The 25,200-nt window shown below is 68.3% G+C and carries 24 protein-coding genes; 19 read left to right on the top strand and 5 right to left on the bottom strand.

Annotation, left to right across the window (positions count from 1 at the left end):
- Positions 1 to 61: 61 nt before the first annotated feature.
- The 6 genes from gcvP to ACCO44_RS15510 all read left to right on the top strand — a co-directional run bounded on the left by gcvP (position 62) and on the right by ACCO44_RS15510 (position 9,000).
- Positions 62 to 2,914: an aminomethyl-transferring glycine dehydrogenase gene (gene gcvP, locus ACCO44_RS15535; protein WP_372469416.1), complete on the top strand. Its 2,853-nt coding sequence runs from the start codon at positions 62 to 64 to the stop codon at positions 2,912 to 2,914.
- Between the two features lie 215 nt (positions 2,915 to 3,129).
- Positions 3,130 to 4,755, top strand: coding sequence for an ABC transporter substrate-binding protein (locus ACCO44_RS15530; protein ID WP_029262913.1), 1,626 nt, complete (start codon positions 3,130 to 3,132; stop codon positions 4,753 to 4,755).
- A 79-nt stretch (positions 4,756 to 4,834) separates the two neighbouring features.
- On the top strand, positions 4,835 to 5,764 hold the full coding sequence (locus ACCO44_RS15525) for an ABC transporter permease (protein ID WP_029262912.1): 930 nt from the start codon (positions 4,835 to 4,837) through the stop codon (positions 5,762 to 5,764).
- On the top strand, positions 5,754 to 6,707 hold the full coding sequence (locus ACCO44_RS15520; RefSeq protein WP_029262911.1) for an ABC transporter permease: 954 nt from the start codon (positions 5,754 to 5,756) through the stop codon (positions 6,705 to 6,707). Before ACCO44_RS15525 ends, ACCO44_RS15520 begins: the two co-directional genes overlap by 11 nt.
- Positions 6,704 to 8,428 (top strand): ABC transporter ATP-binding protein, encoded by a 1,725-nt coding sequence (locus tag ACCO44_RS15515; RefSeq protein ID WP_262000641.1) that lies wholly within the window; start codon positions 6,704 to 6,706, stop codon positions 8,426 to 8,428. Before ACCO44_RS15520 ends, ACCO44_RS15515 begins: the two co-directional genes overlap by 4 nt.
- Positions 8,429 to 8,430: 2 nt before the next feature.
- Positions 8,431 to 9,000: a PH domain-containing protein gene (locus tag ACCO44_RS15510; RefSeq protein ID WP_372467261.1), complete on the top strand. Its 570-nt coding sequence runs from the start codon at positions 8,431 to 8,433 to the stop codon at positions 8,998 to 9,000.
- A 15-nt stretch (positions 9,001 to 9,015) separates the two neighbouring features.
- Here ACCO44_RS15510 and ACCO44_RS15505 read toward each other — a convergent pair whose 3' ends face one another.
- Complete coding sequence (locus ACCO44_RS15505) at positions 9,016 to 9,822, bottom strand: CPBP family intramembrane glutamic endopeptidase (RefSeq protein WP_029262908.1); 807 nt, start codon at positions 9,820 to 9,822, stop codon at positions 9,016 to 9,018.
- Positions 9,823 to 9,923: 101 nt separating this feature from the next.
- Here ACCO44_RS15505 and typA point away from each other — a divergent pair, with 101 nt between their 5' ends.
- Positions 9,924 to 11,837 carry a translational GTPase TypA gene (gene typA / locus ACCO44_RS15500; RefSeq protein ID WP_029262907.1) on the top strand — a complete coding sequence of 638 codons (1,914 nt, stop codon included), beginning with the start codon at positions 9,924 to 9,926 and terminating at the stop codon, positions 11,835 to 11,837.
- A gap of 183 nt (positions 11,838 to 12,020) precedes the next feature.
- Positions 12,021 to 12,926, top strand: coding sequence for a phospholipase (locus tag ACCO44_RS15495; RefSeq protein WP_262000643.1), 906 nt, complete (start codon positions 12,021 to 12,023; stop codon positions 12,924 to 12,926).
- 47 nt (positions 12,927 to 12,973) lie between these two features.
- Here ACCO44_RS15495 and ACCO44_RS15490 read toward each other — a convergent pair whose 3' ends face one another.
- Entirely contained in the window at positions 12,974 to 13,522 is a 549-nt protein-coding gene (locus ACCO44_RS15490) for a helix-turn-helix domain-containing protein (protein ID WP_372467260.1), read from the bottom strand.
- 104 nt (positions 13,523 to 13,626) lie between these two features.
- Here ACCO44_RS15490 and ACCO44_RS15485 point away from each other — a divergent pair, with 104 nt between their 5' ends.
- From ACCO44_RS15485 to ACCO44_RS15460, 6 genes are all read left to right on the top strand, one after another.
- Positions 13,627 to 14,349, top strand: a complete 723-nt coding sequence (locus tag ACCO44_RS15485; protein WP_372467259.1) for an AzlC family ABC transporter permease — start codon at positions 13,627 to 13,629, stop codon at positions 14,347 to 14,349.
- Positions 14,346 to 14,660, top strand: coding sequence for an AzlD domain-containing protein (locus tag ACCO44_RS15480; RefSeq protein WP_029262903.1), 315 nt, complete (start codon positions 14,346 to 14,348; stop codon positions 14,658 to 14,660). The genes ACCO44_RS15485 and ACCO44_RS15480 overlap by 4 nt, the downstream gene beginning before the upstream one ends.
- Before the next feature lie 40 nt (positions 14,661 to 14,700).
- Positions 14,701 to 15,111, top strand: a complete 411-nt coding sequence (locus ACCO44_RS15475; RefSeq protein WP_029262902.1) for a hypothetical protein — start codon at positions 14,701 to 14,703, stop codon at positions 15,109 to 15,111.
- 9 nt (positions 15,112 to 15,120) lie between these two features.
- Positions 15,121 to 15,441 (top strand): ferredoxin, encoded by a 321-nt coding sequence (gene fdxA / locus ACCO44_RS15470; protein WP_046013877.1) that lies wholly within the window; start codon positions 15,121 to 15,123, stop codon positions 15,439 to 15,441.
- Between the two features lie 9 nt (positions 15,442 to 15,450).
- The gene (gene dapC, locus ACCO44_RS15465; RefSeq protein ID WP_372467258.1) at positions 15,451 to 16,563 is read left to right on the top strand and encodes a succinyldiaminopimelate transaminase; all 1,113 of its coding nucleotides are present in this window, start codon (positions 15,451 to 15,453) and stop codon (positions 16,561 to 16,563) included.
- Between the two features lie 190 nt (positions 16,564 to 16,753).
- On the top strand, positions 16,754 to 18,043 hold the full coding sequence (locus ACCO44_RS15460; RefSeq protein ID WP_081859847.1) for a citrate synthase: 1,290 nt from the start codon (positions 16,754 to 16,756) through the stop codon (positions 18,041 to 18,043).
- A 70-nt stretch (positions 18,044 to 18,113) separates the two neighbouring features.
- On the opposite strand, the gene ACCO44_RS15455 is transcribed toward ACCO44_RS15460, so the two are convergent.
- Both ACCO44_RS15455 and dapD read right to left on the bottom strand, forming a co-directional pair.
- Entirely contained in the window at positions 18,114 to 19,517 is a 1,404-nt protein-coding gene (locus ACCO44_RS15455; protein WP_372467255.1) for a DEAD/DEAH box helicase, read from the bottom strand.
- Positions 19,518 to 19,798: 281 nt separating this feature from the next.
- Complete coding sequence (gene dapD / locus ACCO44_RS15450) at positions 19,799 to 20,746, bottom strand: 2,3,4,5-tetrahydropyridine-2,6-dicarboxylate N-succinyltransferase (RefSeq protein WP_372467253.1); 948 nt, start codon at positions 20,744 to 20,746, stop codon at positions 19,799 to 19,801.
- Between the two features lie 65 nt (positions 20,747 to 20,811).
- Here dapD and dapE point away from each other — a divergent pair, with 65 nt between their 5' ends.
- The 3 genes from dapE to ACCO44_RS15435 all read left to right on the top strand — a co-directional run bounded on the left by dapE (position 20,812) and on the right by ACCO44_RS15435 (position 23,352).
- Positions 20,812 to 21,885 (top strand): succinyl-diaminopimelate desuccinylase, encoded by a 1,074-nt coding sequence (gene dapE / locus ACCO44_RS15445; protein WP_105709596.1) that lies wholly within the window; start codon positions 20,812 to 20,814, stop codon positions 21,883 to 21,885.
- Complete coding sequence (locus tag ACCO44_RS15440) at positions 21,867 to 23,084, top strand: hypothetical protein (protein ID WP_372467251.1); 1,218 nt, start codon at positions 21,867 to 21,869, stop codon at positions 23,082 to 23,084. Before dapE ends, ACCO44_RS15440 begins: the two co-directional genes overlap by 19 nt.
- 94 nt (positions 23,085 to 23,178) lie before the next feature.
- Positions 23,179 to 23,352 (top strand): DUF3117 domain-containing protein, encoded by a 174-nt coding sequence (locus tag ACCO44_RS15435; RefSeq protein WP_017203323.1) that lies wholly within the window; start codon positions 23,179 to 23,181, stop codon positions 23,350 to 23,352.
- A 96-nt stretch (positions 23,353 to 23,448) separates the two neighbouring features.
- On the opposite strand, the gene ACCO44_RS15430 is transcribed toward ACCO44_RS15435, so the two are convergent.
- Positions 23,449 to 24,087 (bottom strand): O-methyltransferase, encoded by a 639-nt coding sequence (locus ACCO44_RS15430; RefSeq protein WP_029262055.1) that lies wholly within the window; start codon positions 24,085 to 24,087, stop codon positions 23,449 to 23,451.
- A gap of 90 nt (positions 24,088 to 24,177) precedes the next feature.
- Between ACCO44_RS15430 and ACCO44_RS15425 the strand changes: the two genes are divergently transcribed.
- On the top strand, positions 24,178 to 24,555 hold the full coding sequence (locus ACCO44_RS15425) for a twin-arginine translocase TatA/TatE family subunit (protein ID WP_029262054.1): 378 nt from the start codon (positions 24,178 to 24,180) through the stop codon (positions 24,553 to 24,555).
- The gene (locus tag ACCO44_RS15420) at positions 24,552 to 25,193 is read left to right on the top strand and encodes a hypothetical protein (protein ID WP_029262053.1); all 642 of its coding nucleotides are present in this window, start codon (positions 24,552 to 24,554) and stop codon (positions 25,191 to 25,193) included. Before ACCO44_RS15425 ends, ACCO44_RS15420 begins: the two co-directional genes overlap by 4 nt.
- Positions 25,194 to 25,200 lie beyond the last annotated feature (7 nt).

Below are 25,200 nucleotides of genomic sequence, written 5' to 3'. Positions count from 1 at the left end.
TTCACCAGTGGTCACTTTCGCCGATCGTCACATCGGACCCACGGATGCTGCGCAGCGCACGATGCTCGCCGCCCTCGGTCTCGACACCGCCGGAGCGGACGACGCGCTGAGCCCGGTCGAGGCGCTGATGCGTCAGGCCGTGCCGGCGTCGATCTACACCGGTCCGTCTCCCGAAGCCGAGGGGGGAACGCCGTCTCGCATCCCCGCGGCAGCGAGTGAGACCGAGGCGCTCGCAGAGTTGCGGACCCTCGCGTCCCGCAACACCGTGAACCGCCCGATGATCGGCCTCGGCTATTACGGGACCATCACGCCGCAGGTGATCCAGCGCAACGTGCTCGAGAATCCGTCCTGGTACACGGCGTACACGCCCTACCAGCCGGAGATCTCGCAGGGTCGTCTCGAGGCGCTCATCAACTTCCAGACCATGGTCTCCGACCTCACGGGGCTCACCACGGCCAACGCCTCGATGCTGGACGAGTCCACGGCCGTCGTCGAGGGGATGCTGCTGGCGCGGCGCGCCTCGAAGTCGTCGTCGAACGTGTTCGCCGTCGACGCCGACGCACTGCCGCAGACCAGGGCGATGCTCGCGACCCGCGCGGAAGCCCTCGGGATCGAGATCGTGTCCGTCGACTTCGCTGCGGGGGAGGAGCTTCCCGGTGATCTCTTCGGTGTCTTCGTCCAGTACCCGGGCGCATCGGGTCGGGTCTGGGATCCGTCCGCCGTGTTCGACGCCGCGCACCTCGCGGGTGGACTGGCCGTCGCAGCGGCGGATCTGCTCGCGCTCACACTGATCGCGTCGCCCGGGTCACTCGGCGCGGATGTGGCCGTCGGCACGACGCAGCGCTTCGGAGTGCCGATGGGCTTCGGCGGGCCGCACGCCGGCTACATGGCCGTCCGCTCGGGCCTGGAGCGTCAGTTGCCGGGCCGGCTCGTCGGGGTGTCGGTGGATGCCGACGGCAAGCCCGCGTACCGTCTCTCTCTGCAGACGCGCGAGCAGCACATCCGCCGTGAGAAGGCGACGTCGAACATCTGCACCGCCCAGGTGCTGCTGGCCGTGATGGCGGCGATGTACGCGGTCTATCACGGCCCGGATGGGCTCCGTGCGATCGCCTCAGAAGCCGCCACGAAGGCGGCCCTGCTCGGTACCTGGCTCACCGAGGCGGGCGCCGAGGTCGTGCACGACGCGTTCTTCGACACGGTCACGGTGCGGGTGCCGGGGCGTGCGGCCGAGCACGCCGCGCAGGCGCGCGACGGATACGGCATCCTGCTCCGCGTCGCCGATGCCGACACGATCGGCATCTCGGTCGATGAGACCACCACGGTGACCGAGCTGCATCAGGTGGCGATGGTCTTCGGTGGCGCGCAGGAGCGTGCGTTCGGCTTCCTGCAGCGTGGCAGCAACGCCCTGCCGTCGAACCTGGAGCGTCAGGACGAGTACCTCACGCACCGGGTGTTCCACGCACACCGCAGCGAGACCGCCATGATGCGGTATCTGAAGAGCCTCGCCGACCGCGACTACGCGCTCGACCGCGGCATGATCCCGCTGGGCTCCTGCACGATGAAGCTCAACGCGGCCACCGAGATGGCGGCGATCACGTGGCCCGAGTTCGCGGGCATCCACCCGTTCGCTCCGGCGGCCGATGTGCAGGGATACCTCGAGCTCATCGATCAGCTCGAGGGCTGGCTCGCCGAGGTCACCGGGTACGACGCGGTCTCGCTGCAGCCGAACGCGGGCTCGCAGGGTGAACTCGCGGGGCTGCTCGCGATCCGCGGCTACCACCACGCCAACGGCGACCAGCACCGCACGATCTGCCTGATCCCGTCTTCGGCGCACGGCACGAACGCGGCGTCGGCCGTCCTCGCCGGCATGAAGGTCGTGGTCGTCGCGACCGACGAGCTCGGCAACGTCGACCTCGACGATCTGCGCGCGAAGATCGCGCTGCACGCCGACGACCTCTCGGCCCTGATGATCACCTACCCCTCCACGCACGGCGTGTACGAGGAGCAGGTGGTCGACATCACGGCAGCCGTGCACGACGCGGGCGGGCAGGTCTACGTCGACGGCGCGAACCTCAACGCGCTGCTCGGCTATGCGCGGTTCGGCGACCTGGGGGGCGACGTCTCGCACCTCAACCTGCACAAGACGTTCGCCATCCCGCACGGCGGCGGCGGCCCCGGCATCGGTCCGGTGGCGGCGAAGGCCCACCTCGCGCCGTTCCTGCCCTCGCACCCGCTCGCCCAGAGCGCGGAGCACTTCGGCGGGTACACGTTCGAGGGCGGTGTGATCTCCGCAGCGCCCTACGGCTCTGCCGGGATCCTGCCGATCTCGTGGGCGTACGTGCGGATGATGGGTGCCGACGGACTGCGTCGCGCCACCGCAGCGGCCGTTCTCTCCGCGAACTACATGGCAGAGCGACTCGGCGCGCACTTCCCGGTGCTCTACACGGGCGAGAACGGGCGGGTGGCTCACGAGTGCATCCTCGACCTGCGTCCGCTCAAGGAGGCCACCGGCATCACGGTCGACGACGTCGCCAAGCGCCTCATCGACTACGGCTTCCACGCCCCGACCATGTCGTTCCCGGTCGCGGGCACGCTGATGGTCGAGCCGACCGAGTCGGAGGACCTCGACGAGATCGAGCGCTTCATCGAGGCCATGGTCATGATCAAGGCCGAGGCGGAGGGGGTCGCCGCCGGTCGCTGGCCGGCCGACGACAACCCGCTCGTGCACGCGCCGCACACCGCGGTCTCGCTCATCGCGGGGGAGTGGAACCACGCGTACTCGCGGGAAGAGGCGGCATACCCCGTGCGCGCCCTCGTCGCAGGCAAGTACTGGCCGCCGGTGCGCCGCATCGACCAGGCGTACGGCGACCGCAACCTCGTCTGCGCCTGCCCGCCGGTGGAGGCTTTCGCCTGAGTCGGATGCTCATGTGAGCACACGGTGCTGCACCCCTGCTGTGGGTGCGGCACCGTCTCTCTTTTCCCGGTGTTTCGGCCTTGTTACGTATGGTCACCACTCAGTAACAGTTCGTTAGCTGAGGGCGGGGGCGACGCGGGTGCGGGTTACGCTCAGGTATCCCTGCCTGCTCGATGGTGAGCGCGCAGAATCCCCGTGTCCACAGGAGGACAAAAGTGAAAAGAAACAGGACTGCCCTCGCGGGCACCGCTCTGCTGGCCGTCGGCGCGATCGCGCTCGCAGGCTGCGCATCCGGCGGCGACAACGGCAGTGGCGAAGAAGGCGGCGAAGCGTCGACCGGAATCGTCACGGTTCAGAGCAACGAGCCTCAGAACCCGCTCCTCCCCGCCGTGACCAACGAGGTCGGCGGCGGACTCGTTCTGCAGAACATCTTCGCCGGTCTCGTCTACTACGAAGCCGACGGCGCCCTCGCCAACGACCTCGCCGAGTCGATCGAGTCGGAAGACAACCAGACCTGGACCATCAAGATCAAGGAGGGTGAGAAGTTCAGCGACGACACCCCCGTGACCGCGGAGTCCTTCGTCGAGGCATGGCAGTATGCCGCCTCCGACCCCGCCTTCGAGAACCAGTGGTGGTTCGCCAACTTCTCCGGCTACAGCGCCGACGCCGTGAAGGAAGACTCCCTCGCTCTCGAGGTCGTCGACGACACGACGTTCACGGTCGAGCTCGCCGCTCCGCAGTCGGACTTCCCGACCACTCTGGGCTACCAGGTGTTCGCGCCGCTCCCCGAGTCGTTCTTCGATGACCCTGAGGCGTTCGGCCAGGCTCCCGTCGGCAACGGCCCGTACGTGCTCGACAAGTGGGAGCACGACTCCGTGATCTCGCTGCTCCCGAACGAGAGCTACGACGGTCCCCGCAAGCCGCAGAACGGTGGAGTCGACTTCGTCAGCTACGCGACCGCCGAGGCTGCGTACACCGACCTGCTCTCGGACAACCTCGACGTGATCAACCCCGGCGTGCCGCCGACGGCTCTGGCCACCTACAAGGACGACCTGGGCGACCGCGCCGTCGACCAGCCGGCCGCGATCTGGGAAGGCCTGACCATCCCGGCACGCCTCGCTCACTTCGGCAACGACGAAGAGGGCAACCTGCGTCGTCAGGCCATCTCCTACGCGATCGACCGCGAACAGGTCACCGACGTGATCTTCGAGGGTACCCGCACGCCGGCCGTCGACTTCACCTCCCCGGTGATCGCGGGCTGGAACGACGAGATCGCCGGTTCCGAGGTCACGCACGCCGACGCCGACAAGGCGAAGGACCTGTGGGCTCAGGCCGACGCCATCGCCCCGTGGAGCGGCACGTTCACCATCGCGTACAACGCCGACGGTGGACACCAGCCCTGGGTCGACGCGGTCACCAACCAGCTCAAGAACACGCTGGGCATCGACGCCGCCGGTCAGTCCTTCCCCGACCTGGCGACGCTCCGCGAGGAGATCAAGAACCGTTCGCTGAACGCGGCGACGCGTTCGGGATGGCAGTTCGACTACCCGGGTGCGTACAACATCCTGGGCGCGCTGTTCATCACGGGTGCCGGTTCCAACGACGGCGACTACTCGAACCCCGAGTACGACGAGCTCGTGCAGAAGGGCTCCACGGCGCCGTCGGTCGAAGAGGGCAACAAGCTCTTCGAGCAGGCGCAGGAGGTCCTGTTCACGGACCTTCCCGTCCTGCCGCTCTGGTACCGCTCGACCAACGCCGGTTTCTCCACGCTCGTCGACAACGTCGAGTACGGCTGGGACAGCTGGCCGATCGTGTACGAGATCACCAAGGCCGGCGAGTAACACTCCCGCTCTGATCTGAACCCGCCGTGCGGGGCGATGCGCAAGCGTCGCCCCGCACGGCGCGGTTGAGTTCACGCCTATGACTGCCTACATCATTCGTCGCCTTCTTCAGGCGATACCCGTCTTCCTCGGGGCGACCTTCCTGATCTTCTCGATGGTCTTCCTGCTACCGGGTGACCCGATTCTCGCTCTGTTCGGTGACAAGACACCGACCGATGCGCAGTACGCCGCCTTGCAGGCGCAGTACCACCTGGACCAGCCGTTCTTCACGCGCTACCTGATCTACCTCGGCGACCTGTTCCAGGGCGACCTGGGAACGACTTTCCGCGGCCAGAGCGTCAATGAGATCCTCGCCGCGAAGTTCCCGGTGACGCTGCGCCTCGCGCTGCTGGCGATCGTCATCCAGCTGCTCTTCGGCGTCGTCGTCGGTCTCATCTCCGGCCTGCGCAAGAACAGCCTTTTCGACCACGCCTCGATGCTGGTGAGCCTTCTGCTCATCTCGATCCCGGTGTTCGTGTTGGCCTTCATCGCGCAGTACTTCCTCGCCATCGAGTTGCATCTGTTCCGACCGACGGTCGGACGAGGTGCGCCCTGGTCGGACCTGATACTCCCGGCGATCGTGCTCGCCGCACTGAACTTCGCCTACGTGGTGCGGCTCACGCGCAACTCGGTCATCGAGACGCGTCAGCAGGACTTCGTGCGGATGGCGTTCGGCAAGGGCCTCCCCACGCGGCGCGTCATCCCGGTGCACGTGCTGCGCAACTCGCTCATTCCCGTGACGACGAACCTCGCTGCCGACTTCGGCATCCTGATCGTCGGCGCCACCGTCACCGAGGGCGTGTTCAACGTGCCCGGTATCGGAAACGAGCTCTTCAAGGCCATCAACCAGCACGATGGGCCGGAGATCGTCTCGATCGTGACCGTGCTCGTCGTGATCTACGTCCTGGTCAACCTGTTCATCGATCTGCTCTACGGTGTGCTCGACCCGAGGATCCGCTATGTCCGATAACACTCCCACCCGCCGCATGGCGCACTATGTGGCCGAGGCAGACGAGGGCGGCCTCGGGGCCGTCGATGCCGTCCGTGTCAGCGAGCGCAAGAGCAACCTGTGGCTCGATGCGTGGCGCGACCTCCGTGGTCGCTGGATGTTCTGGACCGCCGGCGTCTTCGTCGTGCTGCTGGTCATCATCGCGTCGTTCCCCGACCTGTTCGCTCCGGTCGACCCCTTCCAGTGCGACCTGAAGTTCTCGAACGACGGCCCTTCCGCAGGGCACCCGCTCGGGTACACCTTCCAGGGCTGTGACGTGTACTCCCGTGTCGTGCACGGCGCAGGGACCTCGCTGTCGGTCGGCATCCTGGTGACGATCATCATCGCTGCCATGGGCATCGTGATCGGTGCGTTCGCCGGCTTCTTCGGCGGCTGGATCGATTCGCTCCTCATGCGCATCGGCGACATGTTCTTCGCGATCCCCTACGTGCTGGCCGCAGTGGTCATCATGTCGATGTTCCTCGACAACCGGAACATCCTCGTGGTCTCCCTCGCGATCGGCTTCTTCGGATGGCCCTCGGTGGCGCGCATCCTGCGCGCCGAGATCCTGCGCGTGCGTTCGGCTGACTTCGTGATGGCGTCCGAAGCGCTCGGGGTATCCCGGGTGCGGACGATGTTCTCGCACGTCATGCCGAACTCGATCGCCCCGGTGATCGTGCTCAGCACGGTCGGTCTGGCCGCGGCCATCACGGCCGAGGCCACGCTGTCCTTCCTGGGCGTCGGTCTGCCGCCGGAGTTCATCTCCTGGGGTAACGACATCGCGGCCGCGCAGACGCGTCTGCGCACCGACCCCATGCCGCTGATCTATCCGTCGATCGCTCTCTCCCTCACCGTGCTGTCGTTCATCATGCTCGGCGAGACGGTGCGAGACGCGCTCGACCCGAAGGCGAGGGCACTGCGATGACCGCCGAATACAACCCCGATGTCCCGCTCCTGTCGATCGAGAACCTGGAGGTCGCGTTCAAGACGCAGGACGGTTTCGTCCCAGCGGTGCGTGGCGTCAGCTTCGACATCTACCCGGGCGAGACTATGGCGATCGTCGGTGAGTCCGGCTCGGGCAAGTCGACGACCGCGCACGCGATCATCAACCTGCTGCCCGGCAGCGGGCAGGTCACCGGTGGCGCCGTCAAATTCGAGGGTCGCGACCTGACGAAGCTCGGGCGCTCCGAGATCGAGCATGTGCGCGGCAACCTCATCGGCCTGGTTCCCCAGGACCCGATGAACAGCCTCAACCCGGTGCACCGCATCGGTTTCCAGGTGGAGGAGACCATCCTCGCCAACGGGCAGGCCGACGGCCGCAAGGCTGCACGCAAGCAGGCGATCCAGGTGCTGAAGGAGGCGGGACTGGCGGATGCCGATCGGCGTCTGCGGCAGTTCCCGCACGAGTTCTCCGGCGGCATGCGCCAGCGGGTGCTCATCGGCATCGGGCTGTCGTCCGATCCGAAACTGCTCATCGCCGACGAGCCCACCAGCGCGCTCGACGTCACGGTGCAGAAGCGGATCCTCGATCACCTCGACACCCTCACGAAGGAGCGCAACACCGCGGTCCTGTTCATCACCCACGACCTCGGCCTCGCCGCGGAGCGGGCGGAGAACCTCGTCGTGATGCATCGCGGTCGCATCGTGGAATCGGGTCCCGCGCTCGAGATCCTGCAGAACCCGCAGCACCCGTACACCCAGCGGCTGGTCGCCGCGGCGCCGAGCCTGGCGTCGAAGCGCATCCAGACGGCGGTCACGGGTCACGTCGACCCTCTCGCCGAGGTGCTCACGGAGTCCACGGGCACGGTCGATCTCGCATCGATCGCCCACACCGAGGCGGTTCCTGCCGAGCCGGTGATCGAGTTCCGAGATGTGACGAAGGTCTACAAGATCCGGGGGAGCGGCTTCCGTTCCACCGATTTCACGGCCGTCGACAAGATGTCCTTCCAGGTGCCCAAGGGCTCCACGATGGCCATCGTCGGCGAATCCGGTTCCGGCAAGTCGACCGCCGCCAAGATGCTGCTGCGTCTGGAGACGAAGACGTCGGGCTCGATCCTCGTGAACGGTCGGGACACCGACACGCTCTCACGGCCCGAGCTGCAGGCACTGCGTCGCGAGATGCAGCCGGTCTTCCAGGACCCGTACGGTTCGCTGGATCCGCTGCACAACATCGGCAACACGGTGGCGGAGCCGCTGCGCGTGCACGGGGTCGGCGACTCCGCCTCGCGCCGCAAGCGCGTTCTCGAGGTGCTGGACCAGGTCGCGCTCCCGTCGAGTGTGGCCGACCGGTATCCGAACGAGCTCTCGGGCGGTCAGCGTCAGCGCGTCGCCATCGCCAGGGCCCTCGCGCTCAAGCCGGAGATCGTCGTCCTCGACGAGGCCGTGTCGGCGCTGGACGTGCTGGTGCAGGCGCAGGTGCTGAACCTGCTCGCCGAACTCCAGTCCGAGCTCGACTTGACGTACCTGTTCATCACCCACGACCTCGCGGTCGTGCGGGTGATCGCGGATCGCGTCTGTGTGATGGAGCAGGGGCGCGTCGTCGAGCACGGCACGGTCGACGACATCTTCGCGAACCCGCAGCAGGAGTACACGGAGCGTCTGCTCCAGGCGATTCCCGGCGCGTCGATCACCCTCGGGAGCCACTGACGGTGACGACGGACGACAGGTCGGAGGGCGTACGGACATTCCGTGCGCCCTCCGGTCCCGCCGCGCTCGTGATCGGCTCGCTTCTGGCCCTGTTCCTGTTGGGCGATGCCGTCCTGCGGGCCGGGTGGGGGCCGATGCTGCTGCTCGCCCCGTGGGTGCTGCTGGTGCTCTGGCTCGTGTATGTGAGCTCCTTCGCCTCGGCCGTGCGCATCGACGACGACGGTGTGGTGGTGCAGAACCTGCTCCGCCGCATCACGTTCGGCTGGCAGCGCGTGCGCGCCGTCGACCTGCGGTGGCAGCTGATCTTCTCGCTCGACGACGGGAAGGATCTCGCCTGCTACGGGGGACCGGCCAAGGCCGGCCCGATCCGCATGCCCGCTCGCGGGGGCGACGGCGAGGAGAAGATGCCCGCAGGCATCCGCGCGCTCACCGAGATCGAGGGGCGCTGGGAAGCCGCCCCCGCCACTGCGGACGCCCCGATCCGACGCAGCTGGGATCGTCCGGCCACGATCGCGCTGGTCGTGATCGTCGTCTGGGCCGTGCTGGCCGTCCTCGTGGCGAACGCGGGTTGACCGCGACTCTTCGGCTCAGCCGGGGAGTCCGAACAGGTCGGGCCACAGCGCTGCCGCCCACGGGTAGCCGACGAACGCGGCCGCATCGATCAGGAAGTGCGCGACCAGGAACGGCATCAGGCGCCCTGAGCGCTGATACAGCCACCCGAACAGCAGACCCATCGCGAGGTTCCCGAAGAACGCGGGATAGCCCTGATACAGGTGGTAGCTGGCCCGCAGCACCGATGTGCCGATGATGATCGACCACGGCCCCCAGCCGAGCTGCTTCAGCCGCGTGAAGAGATATCCGAGCAGAACGAACTCCTCCTGCAGCGAGGCCCGTGCGGCAGCGAGCAGCAGGACGGGCACCGTCCACCAGTAGGCGTCGATGCCGGCGGGGTCGATCGCCACGGTCATCCCGAGCGCGCGACCGGCGAGGTAGAGGCCGATGCCGGGCACGCCGATGGCCAGGACCAGCAGGACGCCGCGACCGATGTCGCGCCCCGCCCTGGTGCCGTCCAGCCCCAGCTGCCCCAGGTGCGGTCGGCGCGACTGCCAGAGCAGGAAGCACACCAGCAGCACGGGGACGAGCGAGAAACCGATCGCGAGCACCTGGTAGATGAGGTCGAAGATCTCCCGGTCGCTGCGTGAGGGATTCAGCTTCGCGACCTGATCGGCGATCGGGATCTCATCGGTGAGGCGGTAGGCGAGCTGCACGATCGCGTACACGGCGGACTGCCCGAGCCCGAGCGCCAGGACGATCGCGATCTCCCACCACAGCCGTGCGCGAGAGGGGGCGGGGGAGAGCTCGGGAAGGTCTCCGGAGGCCTGCGGTCGGGTCACGATCTCGATGCTACGACCTGTTTTCAGGAACACGCCCTGAGCTTGCGTTATCCTGGAACGTCGGCTTCCCGGCAAAATCCCACACTCTTTAGGACACCTGCATGGCGCACGCCCTCCGCTCTGACCTCCGCAACGTCGCAATCGTCGCCCACGTCGACCACGGCAAGACGACTCTCGTCGACGCCATGCTGCGTCAGACGGGCTCCTTCGGCGAACACGCCCACGTCGATGAGCGCGCCATGGACTCCAACGATCTGGAGCGTGAGAAGGGCATCACGATCCTCGCCAAGAACACGGCGATCACGTACAAGGGCAAGCACGCCGGCGGCAAGGAGATCACGATCAACGTGATCGACACCCCCGGTCACGCCGACTTCGGTGGCGAGGTCGAGCGCGGCCTGTCCATGGTCGACGGTGTCGTGCTGCTGGTCGACGCCAGTGAGGGCCCGCTGCCCCAGACCCGCTTCGTGCTGCGCAAGGCGCTCGAGTCGAAGCTGCCGGTCATCCTGCTCGTCAACAAGACCGACCGTCCCGACGCGCGCATCGCCGAGGTCGAAGAAGAGGCGCACGACCTGCTGCTGGGCCTCGCTTCCGACCTGGTCGACGACGTGCCCGACCTCGACGTCGACGCGCTGCTCGACGTGCCGGTCGTCTACGCCTCCGGTCGTGCCGGCGCCGCGTCGCAGAACCGTCCCGCCGACGGCTCGCTGCCCGACAACGACGACCTCGAGCCGCTGTTCGAGGCGATCCTCGAGCACGTGCCCGCGCCGTCCTACGACGACGAGCACCCGCTGCAGGCCTGGGTCACGAACCTCGACTCCAGCCCGTTCCTCGGCCGCCTCGCGCTGCTGCGCGTCTTCAACGGCACGCTCAAGAAGGGCCAGACCGTGGCCTGGGTCCGTGCCGACGGCACGCACCAGAACGCGCGCATCACCGAGCTCCTGAAGACACGCGCACTCGAGCGCTACCCGGCCGATTCCGCAGGCCCCGGCGACATCGTCGCCATCGCCGGTTTCGAGAACATCACCATCGGCGAGACCATCGCCGACCCCGAGGACGTGCGTCCGCTGCCGGCCATCACGGTCGACGACCCCGCCATCTCGATGACGATCGGCACCAACACCTCCCCGCTCATGGGCAAGGTCAAGGGCCACAAGCTCACCGCTCGCATGGTCAAGGACCGTCTCGACAAGGAGCTCATCGGCAACGTCTCGCTCAAGGTCGTCGACATCGGACGTCCGGATGCGTGGGAGGTGCAGGGCCGCGGAGAGCTCGCCCTCGCCATCCTCGTCGAGAACATGCGCCGCGAGGGCTTCGAGCTCACCGTCGGCAAGCCGCAGGTGGTCACGAAGAAGATCGACGGCAAGACCTACGAGCCGTTCGAGCACCTCACGATCGACACGCCGGAGGAGCACCTCGGCGCGATCACCCAGCTGCTGGCGGGCCGCAAGGGTCGCATGGAGAACATGACGAACCACGGCACCGGCTGGGTGCGCATGGAGTTCGTCGTCCCGTCGCGCGGCCTGATCGGCTTCCGCAGCGAGTTCCTCACCACCACGCGCGGCACCGGCATCGCGAACGCGATCTCGCACGGCTACGAGCCGTGGGCCGGCTCCATCACGACGCGTCAGAACGGCTCGATCGTCGCCGACCGCCAGGGTGTCGTCACCCCGTTCGCGATGATCGCCCTGCAGGAGCGCATGTCGTTCTTCGTGCAGCCCACGCAGGAGGTCTACGAGGGAATGGTCATCGGCGAGAACTCCCGCGCCGACGACATGGACGTGAACATCACGAAGGAGAAGAAGCTCACCAACATGCGTGCGGCGAGCTCCGACACCTTCGAGTCGATGACTCCTCCGCGCCAGCTGACGCTCGAGGAGAGCCTCGAGTTCGCACGTGACGACGAATGCGTCGAGGTCACGCCCGAGGTCGTCCGCATCCGCAAGGTGAACCTCGATGCGAACACCCGTGCTCGCGAGACCGCGCGTCTGAAGCGCCAGGACGCCAGCGCCTGAGTCTGCTCCGAGAAGAGGGCCTCGTGCCGCCGAAAGGCGTGCGCGAGGCCCTCTTCTCATGTAAATCCCAGGTCAGGGATGGTTTTCACTCAGGTTGATGGTGCAGACTCGTTGGCTTGCGCCCGGGACGAGCTCCCGATGAGTCTCCTGCGAGGGCGTACGACAACCCGAAAGTCGAACCCGATGCTTCAGAAAACCCGTGCGCTTCGGCGTGCCTCGGACGCGGCGTCCGCCCGCGCCGCCGTCACCGCCCGCCGCCCGATGGCCATCCTCGGAGTGACCGCCGCCACCCTGGTCGGAATCACGCTCAGCGTGGGCCTGGCCTCCACCTCTGCCGCGGCCGCCATGAGCCCGGCCATCGCCGTCGCCGCGCCCGCACTGTCCGGTGCCGAGCCGCTGGCGCAGATCACCGCAGACGCTTCGTCTACGCGCGTGGAGGCCCGGAGCGCTGTCGCGGCCGCCGAGGCGGTGAGCGCCGACGTCGCAGCATCCGGCCTCGATGTGGGTGTCTCGACATCGGTCGACACGACCGAGCTCGAGAGCGGCATCGACAAGCTCTCCGACAGTGAGGTGACCCCGTTGCTCCTCGTGGGCATCGTCACCGACGACGTGGAGTCGGAGCTCGCGAAGGTCGTCTCGGACACGGAGGATCTGCGTGCCGCGCTCACCGCGGCACAGGAGAAGCGGGCTGCGGAGGAAGCCGCTGCAGCCGCGGCCAAGGCGGCGGCAGAGCATGCAGCTGCCGAGCGGGCGGCCGCCGCGGCGCTCGCGTCCGCCAACACCGTCGAGGGCGCGAAGGCCTCCGCGCAGCAGCAGATGTCGAGCCGGTACGGCTGGGGCGGGGATCAGTTCTCGTGCCTGGACTCCCTGTGGACCAAGGAGTCGGGCTGGAACTACCAGGCATACAACGCCGACGGCGGGGCTACCGGCATTCCGCAGGCGCTGCCCGGCAGCAAGATGGCATCGGCGGGAGCCGACTGGCAGACCAGCGCCGCCACGCAGATCGCCTGGGGCCTCGAGTACATCTCGGCGGCCTACGGAACCCCGTGCAGCGCCTGGTCGCACTCGCAGGCGATGAACTGGTACTGATGCCGTGACGCCCCGACCCGTCGCCTGTCGCCGGCGGTGGGTGAGCCTCAGCGGAGCTCGGAGATGAGCGCCGCGCTCGTACCGACGGCTGTCGCTTCGAAGATGTGCGGGGCGTCGCCGGCATATGTCAGGTAGTCGCCGGGGTTGAGGAGCACCGGCTCGTCGACCGGTCCGATCAGTGCTTGGCCGGAGACCAGGATGACGTGCTCGATGGTGCCCGGGTGGTGCGGGTCGGAGCGGCGAGCATCGCCCGGTTCGGCCTGGATCAGGTAGATGTCGCGGCGCGCGCCGGGAGGGCTGGCCGACAGCAGTGTCGCGCTGTAGGCGGCCGCGGAGGAGGGGACGCCGGCGAGGTCGTCGGCGCGGATCAGGGTGGGCGCATTGCTCTGCTGGTCGACGAGGACGGCGAACGGCACTTCGAGGGCCACTCCGAGGGCCCACAGTGTTTCGACGCTGGGATTGCCCGCTCCGCTCTCGAGCTGCGACACGGTCGCTTTGGACACACCCGCGCGGCGCGCGAGTTCCGAGACCGACAGGCCGACGGCCTCTCGTTCTCGGCGCAGAGTGCGGGCGATGCGCGTGCGAAGGTCTTCCATGCGTTCATCATGTCAAACGTTCGTTCGCTTGACTATCCGTTCGCGACTGTTCAGAATTATGGTCATGTGTTCAGCGAAGCGAACAAGGACCCGCAGGGCGTGCGATGACCGCCGAGCGTGAGGTCTGGCGCGAGGCGCTCGGCGTCGTGCTCGCGACCAGCGCCTACGGCGTCTCCTTCGGAGCGTTGGCTGTCGCGTCCGGACTCGACGTCTGGCAGACGTGCGTCCTCAGCCTGCTGATGTTCACCGGAGGATCGCAGTTCGCGTTCATCGGCGTCTTCACCGCCGGAGGCCTCGCCGCTCTGCCCTCCGCGGTCGCGTCCGCCGCCCTCCTCGGCGTGCGCAACGTGGCCTACGGAATGCGCATGTCGCCGATCGTCGGCGGAGGGCCGGTGCGCAAGGCTGCCGCCGCGCACTTCACGATCGATGAGTCGACGGCCGTGGCGATCTCACAGGGCGACCCGCGGCTGCGTCAGGTGGGCTTCTGGGTGACCGGCATCGGCATCTTCGTGGGCTGGAACATCACGACTCTCGTCGGTGCGCTCGTCGGTGACGTGCTCGGCGACCCCCGGACCTGGGGTCTCGACGCTGCTGCTGCTGCCGCATTCCTCGCGCTGCTCTGGCCGCGGCTCCGGCAGCGGCAGGCCATCGTGGTGGGCGTGGCGGCTGCGGTGGTCGCTGCGGCGTTCACCCCCTTCCTCATGCCGGGTCTCCCGGTGCTCGTCGCGGCGGTCGTCGCGATCGCCGTCGGCTGGTTCAACTGGCTGGGCCGCCGCGAGACGCCGCCGGAGGATCACGCCCGCGTCGGAACGGAGGGGGCGCCATGAGCCTGTGGAGTGCGATCCTCCTCGCCGCGCTCATCTGTGTCGCGCTCAAAGCCGCCGGATACCTGGTGCCGCCCAAGGTCCTCGAAGCGCCTCGCACTGCTCGCATCTCCGACCTGCTGACCGTGGCGCTCCTGGCCGCACTCGTCGCGGTGCAGACCCTCGGCGACGGCCAGGCCATCACGGTGGACGCGCGCGTGCCCGCCCTGCTGGTCGCGGGAGGGCTCCTGTGGCTTCGGCAGTCGTTCCTCGTCGTCGTGGCAGCGGCCGCGCTCGTCGCGGCGCTCCTGCGGCTCTTCGGTCTCGCCTCCTGAGCGACTGCTCGGCCACAGGCGGCGCCGGTAAGATCGACGGGTGCGCGTGAGCTGGGTGTCGAGAGTGTTGTCGTGGGTCGCTGCGGCCCTGGTGGGCGGCGTCTACGGCATCGCCGGCACGATCGCGCACAGCGTGATGTGGGGGCCGATCCCGGTGGGGCTCATCGTGGCCGCCATCGCCTGCGCGGCGATCCTCGTCGCCGTACGAGCGCTCACACACGACAGGGGAGCGGCGGTGGCAGCCGGACTCGGCATGATCGGCATGCTGGTGCTGATCTCCGGCGTGGGGCCCGGCGGATCCGTCGTCGTCCCGGACTCGCTCAGTGGGCAGATCTGGACCTACCTGGTCGCGGGAATCGTGCTGCTCGTGATCGCCTGGCCCTCCTTCTCACGGGTTCCCGTCCGCACGGTCGCACCTGCCGCGCAGGAACCCGAGCGCCACGAGTCGTAGACTGAAGGGGTGACGTATGTGATCGCCCTCCCGTGCGTCGATGTCAAGGATCGCGCCTGCATCGACGAGTGCCCCGTTGACTGCATCTACGAGGGGGAACGGTCGTTGTACATCCACCCCGACGAGTGCGTGGATTGCGGCGCCTGCGAGCCGGTGTGCCCGGTCGAGGCCATCTACTACGAAGACGACCTGCCCGACGAGTGGCAGGACTATTACAAGGCGAACGTCGAGTTCTTCGACGAGATCGGCTCGCCCGGAGGCGCCGCCAAGGTCGGCGTCTACACGTTCGACCACCCGATCATCGCCGCGCTCCCGCCCCAGGGCGAGTAGGCGTCTTCTGTGAGCGTCCGCGACCTCGCCGACTACCCGTGGGACGCCGTCGTCCCCTTCCGTGCGCGCGCCGCTGAGCATCCCGAGGGTCTCGTGGACCTCTCCGTGGGGTCGCCGGTGGATCCGACGCCCGAGCTCATCCGCCGTGCGCTGGCCGAGGCCACCGATGCGCACGCCTACCCGCAGACGGTCGGCACGCCGACGCTGCGCGAAGCCATCGTCGAGTGGTACGCGCGGCGCCGGGGAGTACCCGACCTCCGCGTCGACAACGTGTTGCCGACTATCGGCTCCAAGGAGCTTGTCGCGCTGCTGCCCACGCTCCTCGGACTCGGTGCGGGCGACGTCGTCGTGCATCCGCGAGTGGCGTACCCGACATACGAGGTCGGCGCCCGCGTGGTCGGCGCGACTCCGCTCCCGGCCGACGATCCCGCCGAGTGGCCGGAGGGCACCAAGCTCATCTGGATCAACACCCCGGGCAACCCCGACGGCCGGACCTGGACGGTCGACGAGCTCGCTGCAGCCGTGCGCCGTGCGCGCGAACTCGGAGCCGTCCTCGCGAGTGACGAATGCTACGCCGAGCTGGGCTGGGACGGAATCTGGGCGACGGAGCCGATCCCCTCGATCCTCGACCCTCGCGTGACCGGCGGTAGCAGGGCGAACCTGCTCAGCGTGTACTCGCTGAGCAAGCAGTCGAATCTCGCCGGCTATCGAGCCGCGTTCGTCGCCGGCTGCGCGCGCGTCGTCGGAGACCTGCTCACCGCACGCAAGCACCTCGGACTCATGCCGCCGGCGCCCGTGCAGCACGCCATGGCGGTCGCGCTCGGTGACGACGAGCATGTCGCCGCCCAGAAAGAGCTGTACCGCACCAGGCGAGAAGCACTGCGCCCCGCGCTGGAGGCCGCCGGATTCCGCATCGACGGTTCGGAGGCCGGACTGTATCTCTGGGCGACGGAGGGGCGCGATGCCTGGGAGTCGATGGGCCGCCTCGCCGACCTCGGCATCCTCGCCGGTCCTGGACCGTTCTACGGCGCGGACTCCTCGCAGCATGTACGCCTCGCGCTGACCGCTCCCACCGAGCGAGTGCGAGAAGCCGCGCGCCGGCTCAGCGCTTCGGCTCTGTAGGTTTTCTCCGTGAAGATCGCATCTGTTTGGCGGATGTCACAGTAGGCCTGTGTGCCTACTAGGCTGTAAAGGCGATTCGGTCGTGTCTCGACCTGGTGCCACAGCGCCGTGAGATCGCCAGTTCCGACTTGATCAAGATCTTGTCCGATACACCGCGACCAGCGGGGTCGGACGCCAGGAGGAGGACCGCGTGAGCGCAGCGGCAGAGCAGACGGCGAAGCTGACGATCGGCGATACGACCGCCGAATTCCCGGTATTGCGCGGTACGGCCGGCCACGACAGCATCGACTTCTCGACGCTGACCCGGCAGACCGGCTACACCGGCCTCGACTACGGTTTCGTCAACACGGCGTCCACCAAGTCCGACATCACGTTCATCGACGGCGACAAGGGCATCCTGCGCTACCGCGGATATCCCATCGAGCAGCTGGCCGGATCGACGAGCTACCTCGAGGTCGCCTGGCTCCTCATCTACGGGGAACTGCCCTCGGCTTCCGAGCTCGCGGAGTTCGACGAGAAGATCCGTCGCCACACGCTGCTGCACGAAGACCTCAAGCGCTTCTTCTCGGCTCTGCCGCACACGGCGCACCCGATGTCGGTGCTCTCGTCGGCGGTCGCCGCCCTCTCGACGTACTACGAGGGGCAGACCGACCCGCACAACCCCGAGCATGTCGAGCTGAACATGGTGCGCATGCTCGCCAAGCTGCCCGTGATCGCGGCCTATGCGCATAAGAAGAGCGTCGGCCAGGCCTTCCTGTACCCTGACAACTCGCTGAGCTTCGTGGACAACTTCCTCAAGCTCAACTTCGGCGTGCACAGCGAGGAGTACGAGGTCAACCCGGTCATGTCGAAGGCTCTCGAGCTTCTCCTAATCCTCCACGAAGACCACGAGCAGAACGCCTCCACCTCCACTGTCCGCCTGGTGGGCTCCACCGGCGCGAACCAGTTCGCCTCGGTCTCCGCCGGCATCCAGGCACTCTCCGGTCCGCTGCACGGCGGTGCCAATGAGGCCGTCCTGACCATGCTGGGTCAGATCCGCGACTCCGGCCAGAGCGTCTCGCGCTTCGTGGAGCGGGTGAAGAACAAGGAAGAGGGCGTGAAGCTGATGGGCTTCGGGCACCGCGTCTACAAGAACTACGACCCGCGGGCCAAGCTGGTCAAGGACGCCGCCGACGAGGTGCTCTCGTCGCTGGGCGTCACCGACCCGCTGCTCGACCTCGCGAAGGAGCTCGAGGAACTCGCCCTCGCCGACGACTACTTCCGTGAGCGTCGACTGTACCCGAACGTCGACTTCTACACCGGTGTCATCTACAAGGCGATGGGCTTCCCGACCCGGATGTTCACGGTGCTGTTCGCCATCGGCCGTCTGCCCGGCTGGCTGGCCCAGTGGCGCGAGCTGCAGCTCGACCCGCAGACCAAGATCGGCCGTCCGCAGCAGCTGTACACGGGGTCTCCTGAGCGGTCGTTCCCGACTCGCTGAGCGCACAACGAGAAAGCGCCCCTTCCGCCGAAGCGGAAGGGGCGCTTTTCAGTCGAGCTGCGTCCGCGGGTCAGCGACCCTGCGAGCTGCGGCCACCGCCCTGACGGGACTGGCCACTCTGCGTGGAGTAACCGCCGCCCTGGTAGCCGCTGCCCTGGCCGCCGGCGCCACCGGCGCGGGGGCGGCGACGACGACGCGCGGGCGGGTTCGCCGCGCCGCTCTTCTCGCCACCGGCGGGACGCTGCTTGGACGACTGGCGCTGCTGCTGCTGCTGCGGAGCCTGCACGGGAGCCGGGCGCACGTGCGGGGCGCGCTCGGGGACCAGGGCGGTGACGGCAGCGGTCGTGACATCTTCCAGCGGAGCCGAGATGGCCGCCTTGCGCAGAAGGTCCTTCACGTCACGACGCTGCTCGGGAAGCACGACGGTCACGACGGTGCCGGCCGCGCCGGCACGAGCCGTACGTCCGGAACGATGCAGGTACGCCTTGTGCTCGACGGGCGGGTCGACGTGGACGACGAGGTCGACGTTGTCGACGTGCACACCACGGGCGGCGACATCGGTCGCGACGAGGACGCGCACTCCGCCGTCTTCCGGTGCTGCGGAGAACGCACCGAGGTTGCGCTCGCGAGCGTTCTGCGACAGGTTGCCGTGCAGGTCGACGGCCGGGATCCCGGCAGCCGTCAGCTGCTTCGCGAGCTTCTTCGCCTGGTGCTTGGTGCGGGTGAAGAGGATGCGGCGTCCGGTGCCGGAGGCGAGCTCCTTCACGAGAGCGGTCTTGTTGTCGGTGGAGTCGACGACCAGCACGCGGTGGGTCATCTCGCCCACGGGCACGCTCTCTTCATCGACCTCGTGGCTGACCGCGTTCGAGAGGAAGCGGCGGGCGAGGGTGTCGATGCCGCGGTCCAGCGTGGCGCTGAACAGGAGACGCTGGCCACCGGCCGGCGTTGCGGTGAGGATGCGGGTGACGCCGGGGAGGAAGCCGAGGTCGGCCATGTGGTCGGCCTCGTCGAGCACGGTGACCTCGATCGCGCTGAGGCGCACGACCTGCTGCTTCATGAGGTCTTCGAGTCGACCGGGGCAGGCCACGACGATGTCGACGCCGCCGCGCAGCGCCTGCTCCTGCGGACGCTGGCTGACGCCGCCGAAGACGGTCGTGACGCGCAGACCGGCAGCTTCGGCGAGCGGGGCGATGGTCGCGGCGATCTGCGTCGCGAGCTCCCGGGTCGGAGCGAGGACGAGTCCGCGCGGGAGACCTGCGCGGCGCTGACCGCCGGATGCGGCGAGGCGCGCCACGAGCGGCAGGGCGAAGGCGATGGTCTTGCCGCTGCCCGTGCGTCCGCGGCCCAGGAGGTCGCGTCCCGCGAGGGAGTCGGGAAGGGTGTCGCGCTGGATCGCGAAGGCCTCCGTCTTGCCCGAATCGGCGAGAACGGCGGCGAGCTCGGCGGGAACGCCGAGTTCAAGGAAAGTAGACATGCAGAAACTCCGTCAGCGCACGAGTGATCGGCGCGAGATAAGGGGTGAGGTGGGCGACGGCGCAGGAATTGCGCATCGGTTCGCCGTTCGAAATGCCAGCTCATGCTGGTGGTGGGAGCAGTTCTGCTCGCTTCGGTCCTCGGAGACCCCATGACGACGACGATGTTGCAGCACCGGCGGTGCGGACAACGGTGTCAGTCTACCAGTGCGTGCATGCCGTCGGCTGCATGCCGCCTCCACGCGCGGGTCGCGGGCTGACGATGAAGGCGCGCGGGCGGCTCTCAGGCGTGGAGGGCCTCGTTGAGCGTCACGCCCACTCCGGCGCGGCGCACGGCCTCGACGGCGCCGCTGAGGGAGTTCCGTCGGAAGAGCAGTCCGTCCTGGCCGGAGAGCTCTCCGCCCTTCACGGTCTTCCGTACGCCGTCCGGCGTCACCGGGCCGTCGACCAGCACGATCTTCGTCCCGGCGGTCACGTACAGGCCCGCCTCCACGACGCAGTCGTCGCCGAGGGAGATGCCGATGCCGGCGTTCGCTCCGAGCAGGGTGCGTGCACCGATCGACACCCGGTGAGTGCCTCCACCCGAGAGCGTGCCCATGATCGAAGAACCGCCGCCGATGTCGCTGCCGTCGCCCACGACGACGCCCTGCGAGATGCGTCCCTCGACCATGGAGGAGCCGAGCGTTCCGGCGTTGAAGTTGACGAAGCCCTCATGCATCACGGTGGTGCCGGGGGAGAGGTGTGCGCCGAGCCGCACGCGCGAGGCGTCGGCGATCCTGACGCCCGCAGGCTGCACGTAGTCGGTCAGGCGCGGGAACTTGTCCAGTCCCTGCACCTGGATGCCGGCGCGCTGGAGGTGCGGCCGCAGACGGGCGGCGTCGGCGGGGAGCACCGGGCCGGCGTTCGTCCAGGCGACGTTCGGCAGGTGGCCGAAGATGCCCTCCAGGTTCAGCTCGTTGGGGCGCACGACGAGGTGCGAGAGGGCATGCAGCCGCAGGTACGCGTCCGCCGTGGAACCGGGAGCCTCGTCGAGGTCGATCTGGAGCCGGATGATCTCGACGGTCACGTTCCGTCGCTCGTCGGCGCCGACCAGGGGCTCGAGCGCGGCGACGGCGGCATCGTCTGCAGCGGCAGATCCCGTGCGCACGTCCGGGTACCACGCATCGAGGACCGTGCCGTCGCCGGCGATCGTGGTCAGGCCGATACCCCATACAGTGCGTGCGTCGCTCATCCCTCCACGCTATCGCGCCGGGAGGCGAGGGACTTCACGCATGACGGGGTAAGTAGGCTTGACCCATGGTGCTCGATCTGACCGCGTCCTCCGTCGACCTCACTCGTGCGATCTGTGACATCCCGAGCGTGTCCGGCGACGAGAAGACCCTCGCCGATGCGATCGAGGCGGCCATCACCCCGCTGTCCCACCTCGAGGTCTTCCGCCACGGCAACACGATCGTCGCCCGCACCGAACTCGGGCGCGCTCAGCGCGTCGCCATCGCCGGACACATCGACACCGTGCCGATCAACGCGAACCTCCCGACCAGGGACATCGAGATCGACGGTGTGCCCTACCTCTGGGGGCGGGGAACCGTCGACATGAAGGCGGGCACGGCCGTGCAGCTCAAGCTCGCCGCAGAGCTCACCGATCCCGCGATCGACATCACCTGGATGTGGTACGACAACGAGGAGATCGAGGCGTCCAAGAACGGCCTCGGCCTGCTCGCCGCCGTGCGACCCGACCTGTTCCGGGCGGACTTCGCCATCCTCGGCGAGCCCTCCAACGGCGAGGTCGAGGGTGGATGCAACGGCACGCTGCGCGCGATCGTGCGCACGACCGGCGTTCGCGCGCACAGTGCACGAGCGTGGATCGGCGAGAACGCGATCCACCGTGCTGCTCCGATCCTGACGCGGCTCGCGGAGTACCGCGCCAGGGAGGTGCCGGTCGAGGGCCTTCTGTATCGGGAGAGCCTGAGCGCCGTGCGCATCGCCGGCGGCGTCGCGGGCAACGTCATCCCCGACGCGTGCGAGGTAGAGGTCAACTATCGCTTCGCTCCCAGCAAGTCCGCGGCGGACGCCGAAGCGCACTTGCGCGGGGTTCTCGCCGGCTTCGAGATCGAGATCACCGATGCAGCCGAGGGTGCGCGCCCCGGACTCGACGCCGAGATCGCGCAGCAGTTCGTTGCGGCTGTGGGCGCCGAGCCTCGCCCGAAGTACGGCTGGACCGACGTCGCCCGTTTCTCGGCGCTCGGCATCCCTGCGGTGAACTACGGTCCCGGCGACCCGCACCTCGCGCACCACGACGAGGAGCGCGTGCCGCTCGCGCAGATCGACGCCGTGGAGCGGGGCCTGCGCGCATGGCTCACCTCGCGCTGAGCACGGTTCGCCGGTGGGCGCAGACGCCGGTCGCGCTGCGGATCGCGGTCGTCTACCTCGCTGCCCGGGCCGTGACGACGATCTTCCTGCTCATCGCCGCCTCGCTGTCGACGTCGTTCTCGCGCTTCGGGGCCGATGCCGGACTCGAAGACTTCATCCTCGGGTGGGATGCCCAGTGGTACTGGCTCGTCGCCGAGTCCGGTTATCCGACCGAGCTTCCCCGGACCGAGTCGGGCGACGTCGCCGAGAACGCCTGGGCATTCATGCCCGTGTTCGCATTTGCGGCGAAGGCGGTGGGCTTCCTCTTCGGATCTTGGGGAGTCGGCGCTCTCCTGATCTCGCTCGCCGCGGGGTATCTCGCGTGCCTTGCGCTCCATCGCCTGCTTCGCGACCGCATCGGCGCTTCCGCCGCGCTCTGGGCGGTCGTGTTCTTCGCTGCCGGGCCGATCGCCGCGATGTTCCAGGTCGGCTACGCGGAGACCCTGTTCCTGCTGCTGCTGTTCCTCGCGCTCGACGCGACGATCCGACACGAATACGGCCGGCTCTACCTCCTGATCCCGGTGATGGCCTTCACCCGCCCCGGGATCCTCGCCTTCGCCCTGTACCTCGGGTTGCACGGCGTCGTGCGCTGGTTCCGGCGGAAGCAGGAACCCCTCTCCGGGCGGGAGATCACGCACATCGTCGCGCTCGGGGCGCTCGCGACCGCGGCGGGCTTCGCCTGGCAACTGATCGCCGGTGTCGTCACGGGCGATCCCGGTGCCTATCTCGCGACAGAACTCGCGTGGCGCCGGCACTGGATCGTCGGCGGCGTCGACGGTTTCCTGCCGTTCGAAGGATGGGTTCAGGCGTCGCAGTTCTGGTTCGCACTCTGGGGCATGCCCCAGTGGTGGGGCCCAGTGGCGCTCGTGCTGCTGGTCGCGGCGGCCGCCGTCACCCTCCTGCGCTCGCCCCAGGTGCGCGCCCTCGGCGGCGACCTCCGCCTGTGGAGCGCCAGCTATCTGCTGTACCTCCTTGCGGTGTTCTTCCCACAGTCCAGCACGTTCCGCCTGCTGCTGCCTCTCAGCCCGCTCTGGGGCGCCGTCGCGGTTCCTCGATCGCGGTGGTGGCGCGTCGGTGTGGTGGCTCTCTGCCTCCTGGGCCAATGGCTCTGGATCTACCACGTGTATGCGCTCGGGAGCACGTTCTGGCAGGTGCCCTGACGGTGTCGGGCGACCCAATTGTTGCTCGGTGACCTCCAGGTCCCGGTGACACCCGATAAACTCATTCCATACCACCGGAGGAAAGGGAGCCACGATGGCAGCGATGAAGCCGAGGACCGGAGACGGACCCATGGAGGCCGTGAAAGAAGGACGACTCATCATCGTGCGCGTTCCGCTCGAAGGCGGCGGCCGTCTGGTCGTCTCCGTGAACGACGCTGAGGCCAAGGAACTTCACGACGTGCTTGCCGCCGTCGTGGCACCGGCCTGAACGATCTGAGGTCCGCATCCGCGGACCGAAAGGGCGGTGGATCCTCGGATCCACCGCCCTTTGTCGATTCCGGGGCGTACCCGGGCGAGGCGACTCTCAGTCGCGGTCGGCGAGCCTGATCAGCTGGAGCAGTCCTTCACCTGCGGGCGACACGGTCGCCAACACGGCCGAGGACTCCTGGGTCTCCTGCACCAGCGAGCGGTAGGCCGACGTGACCTCATCACGCTGCACCGGGTCGGCCACGCGGCCGCCGCCGAGGATCCGCGGCACCAGCACCAGGCCGCCGGTGCGGGCGAGGCGGAGTCCGTGCTCGACGTACTCGATGATGTGGTCGGGGTCGGCGTCGACGAGCACGATGTCGTACGAGGACTCATTCATACGGGGGAGCACGTCGATGGCGCGCCCGGTGATGAAGCGGACCTTCGTGGACGGTACCTTCGCGTCGGCGAATGCCTGTCGCGCTGCCGCGAGGTGTTCGGGCTCGTTGTCGATCGAGGTAAGCACGGCCTGCGGCGCTCCGTGCAGCAGCCAGAGTCCGGAGACGCCGGCACCGGTGCCGATCTCGACGATCGAGCGTGCGCCGGTCGCGGCGGCGAGCACGGCGATCTGGGAACCGACGACGGTGCTGATCGGCATCGCGCCGAGCTCGACCGCGTGTGCGCGTGCGCGTGCGATGGAGTCGGGTTCCACGATGGACTCGCGAAGGAATCGCGCGTTCGCGTCGTGCTCGCTCATGGCCTGTTTCTCCCTGCCTGCCCAGTGGTTCCCTCCAGAGTATTCGCTCGGTGTACCCGCGGACCGCAGGCGCGACGGTAGCCTGTAGAGATGACGTTCGGGCTCACCTTCGAGAAGCTGCTGCTGATCGGTCTCATCGCGGTCCTCATCATCGGCCCGGAGCGTCTCCCGCGAGCTGCCGAGGGCTTCTCGCGCATGGTCCGAAAGGCCGGCGAGTACCTCCGCTCGACCAAGTCCCGCATGCGTGAGGAGATGGGTCCGGAGCTCGACGATGTGGACTGGCGCAAGCTCGACCCCCGTCAGTACGATCCCCGCCGCATCATCCGCGACGCGCTGTTCGAGGAGCCGCAGCCGACGACGACGCCGACGCAGGCGCGGGAGACGATCGCGGAGCCTGTCGCTCCCCGTGCGCTCCCGCAGGAGTTCAGCGCGAGCAACCGGCCGCCCTTCGATCCCGAAGCCACGTGACCCGAGGGCGGCTCGCCGATCGCGATGCCGTGGCATTCGGGTTCTCCGCTCTGTGCGCGTGCATCGGCGTCCTGATCTGGACGCTCTGGGTGTTGCCCGTCGCCGCTTCCGTGAGTGACGCCGATCCGGTTCCGCTGGGACGCGGGGCGACGGTCGAGCTGCAGGAGGGCGAGCGCGTCGGTATCTGGGGCAGCGGTGTCTCCGCGATGCTCGGGACGCTGGAGTGTTCGGTATCGGGTCCGGACGGCGCCGAGCTCTCTCAGCGCGCGGGACCCTCGCTGTCGTGGGACGACACGCTCTGGTGGATGACCCCGAAGCGCGGGTTCGAGCAGCACACGCAGTTCACCGCTGTCCGCGCGGGCGTCCACACCGTCACCTGCGCCGACTCGCTCGACACCTACGACGGCGAGTTCCTCGTCGCCGGGGACGCCTTCGGAAGCGGCGCCATCGGTCTCGGCCGCACGGGCGGGAACGACTTCGCCGTGGGGACGTTGCTGGCGTTCGGCGCGGTGTTCTGTCTTCCCGTCGCCGTGGTGCTGCCCGTGGTCATCCTGGTCCGCCGACGCGTCACCAGGCGAAGAAGCACGCGAGATGCCGAGCGCGCGCACGCGTCCTGGACGCAGTTCCCGGAGCCGTAGGAGAGCC

The organism is Microbacterium maritypicum, assembly GCF_041529975.1.
Lineage (GTDB): Bacteria > Actinomycetota > Actinomycetes > Actinomycetales > Microbacteriaceae > Microbacterium.
The sequence above is the reverse complement of the archived record's forward strand: the minus strand, read 5'-3'. Positions and strand labels throughout refer to the sequence as shown.

Coding starts and splice junctions, on each gene's coding strand:
- ACCO44_RS15495 (WP_262000643.1), top strand. CDS start 12,021: ATGCTTCAGAAAACCCGTGCGCTTCGGCGTGCCTCGGACGCGGCGTCC.
- ACCO44_RS15480 (WP_029262903.1), top strand. CDS start 14,346: ATGAGCCTGTGGAGTGCGATCCTCCTCGCCGCGCTCATCTGTGTCGCG.
- ACCO44_RS15525 (WP_029262912.1), top strand. CDS start 4,835: ATGACTGCCTACATCATTCGTCGCCTTCTTCAGGCGATACCCGTCTTC.
- ACCO44_RS15490 (WP_372467260.1), bottom strand. CDS start 13,522: ATGGAAGACCTTCGCACGCGCATCGCCCGCACTCTGCGCCGAGAACGA.
- dapE (WP_105709596.1), top strand. CDS start 20,812: ATGGTGCTCGATCTGACCGCGTCCTCCGTCGACCTCACTCGTGCGATC.
- gcvP (WP_372469416.1), top strand. CDS start 62: ATGCTCGCCGCCCTCGGTCTCGACACCGCCGGAGCGGACGACGCGCTG.
- ACCO44_RS15435 (WP_017203323.1), top strand. CDS start 23,179: ATGGCAGCGATGAAGCCGAGGACCGGAGACGGACCCATGGAGGCCGTG.
- ACCO44_RS15425 (WP_029262054.1), top strand. CDS start 24,178: ATGACGTTCGGGCTCACCTTCGAGAAGCTGCTGCTGATCGGTCTCATC.
- ACCO44_RS15455 (WP_372467255.1), bottom strand. CDS start 19,517: ATGTCTACTTTCCTTGAACTCGGCGTTCCCGCCGAGCTCGCCGCCGTT.
- ACCO44_RS15485 (WP_372467259.1), top strand. CDS start 13,627: ATGACCGCCGAGCGTGAGGTCTGGCGCGAGGCGCTCGGCGTCGTGCTC.
- ACCO44_RS15430 (WP_029262055.1), bottom strand. CDS start 24,087: ATGAGCGAGCACGACGCGAACGCGCGATTCCTTCGCGAGTCCATCGTG.
- ACCO44_RS15520 (WP_029262911.1), top strand. CDS start 5,754: ATGTCCGATAACACTCCCACCCGCCGCATGGCGCACTATGTGGCCGAG.
- typA (WP_029262907.1), top strand. CDS start 9,924: ATGGCGCACGCCCTCCGCTCTGACCTCCGCAACGTCGCAATCGTCGCC.
- ACCO44_RS15440 (WP_372467251.1), top strand. CDS start 21,867: ATGGCTCACCTCGCGCTGAGCACGGTTCGCCGGTGGGCGCAGACGCCG.
- ACCO44_RS15515 (WP_262000641.1), top strand. CDS start 6,704: ATGACCGCCGAATACAACCCCGATGTCCCGCTCCTGTCGATCGAGAAC.
- dapD (WP_372467253.1), bottom strand. CDS start 20,746: ATGAGCGACGCACGCACTGTATGGGGTATCGGCCTGACCACGATCGCC.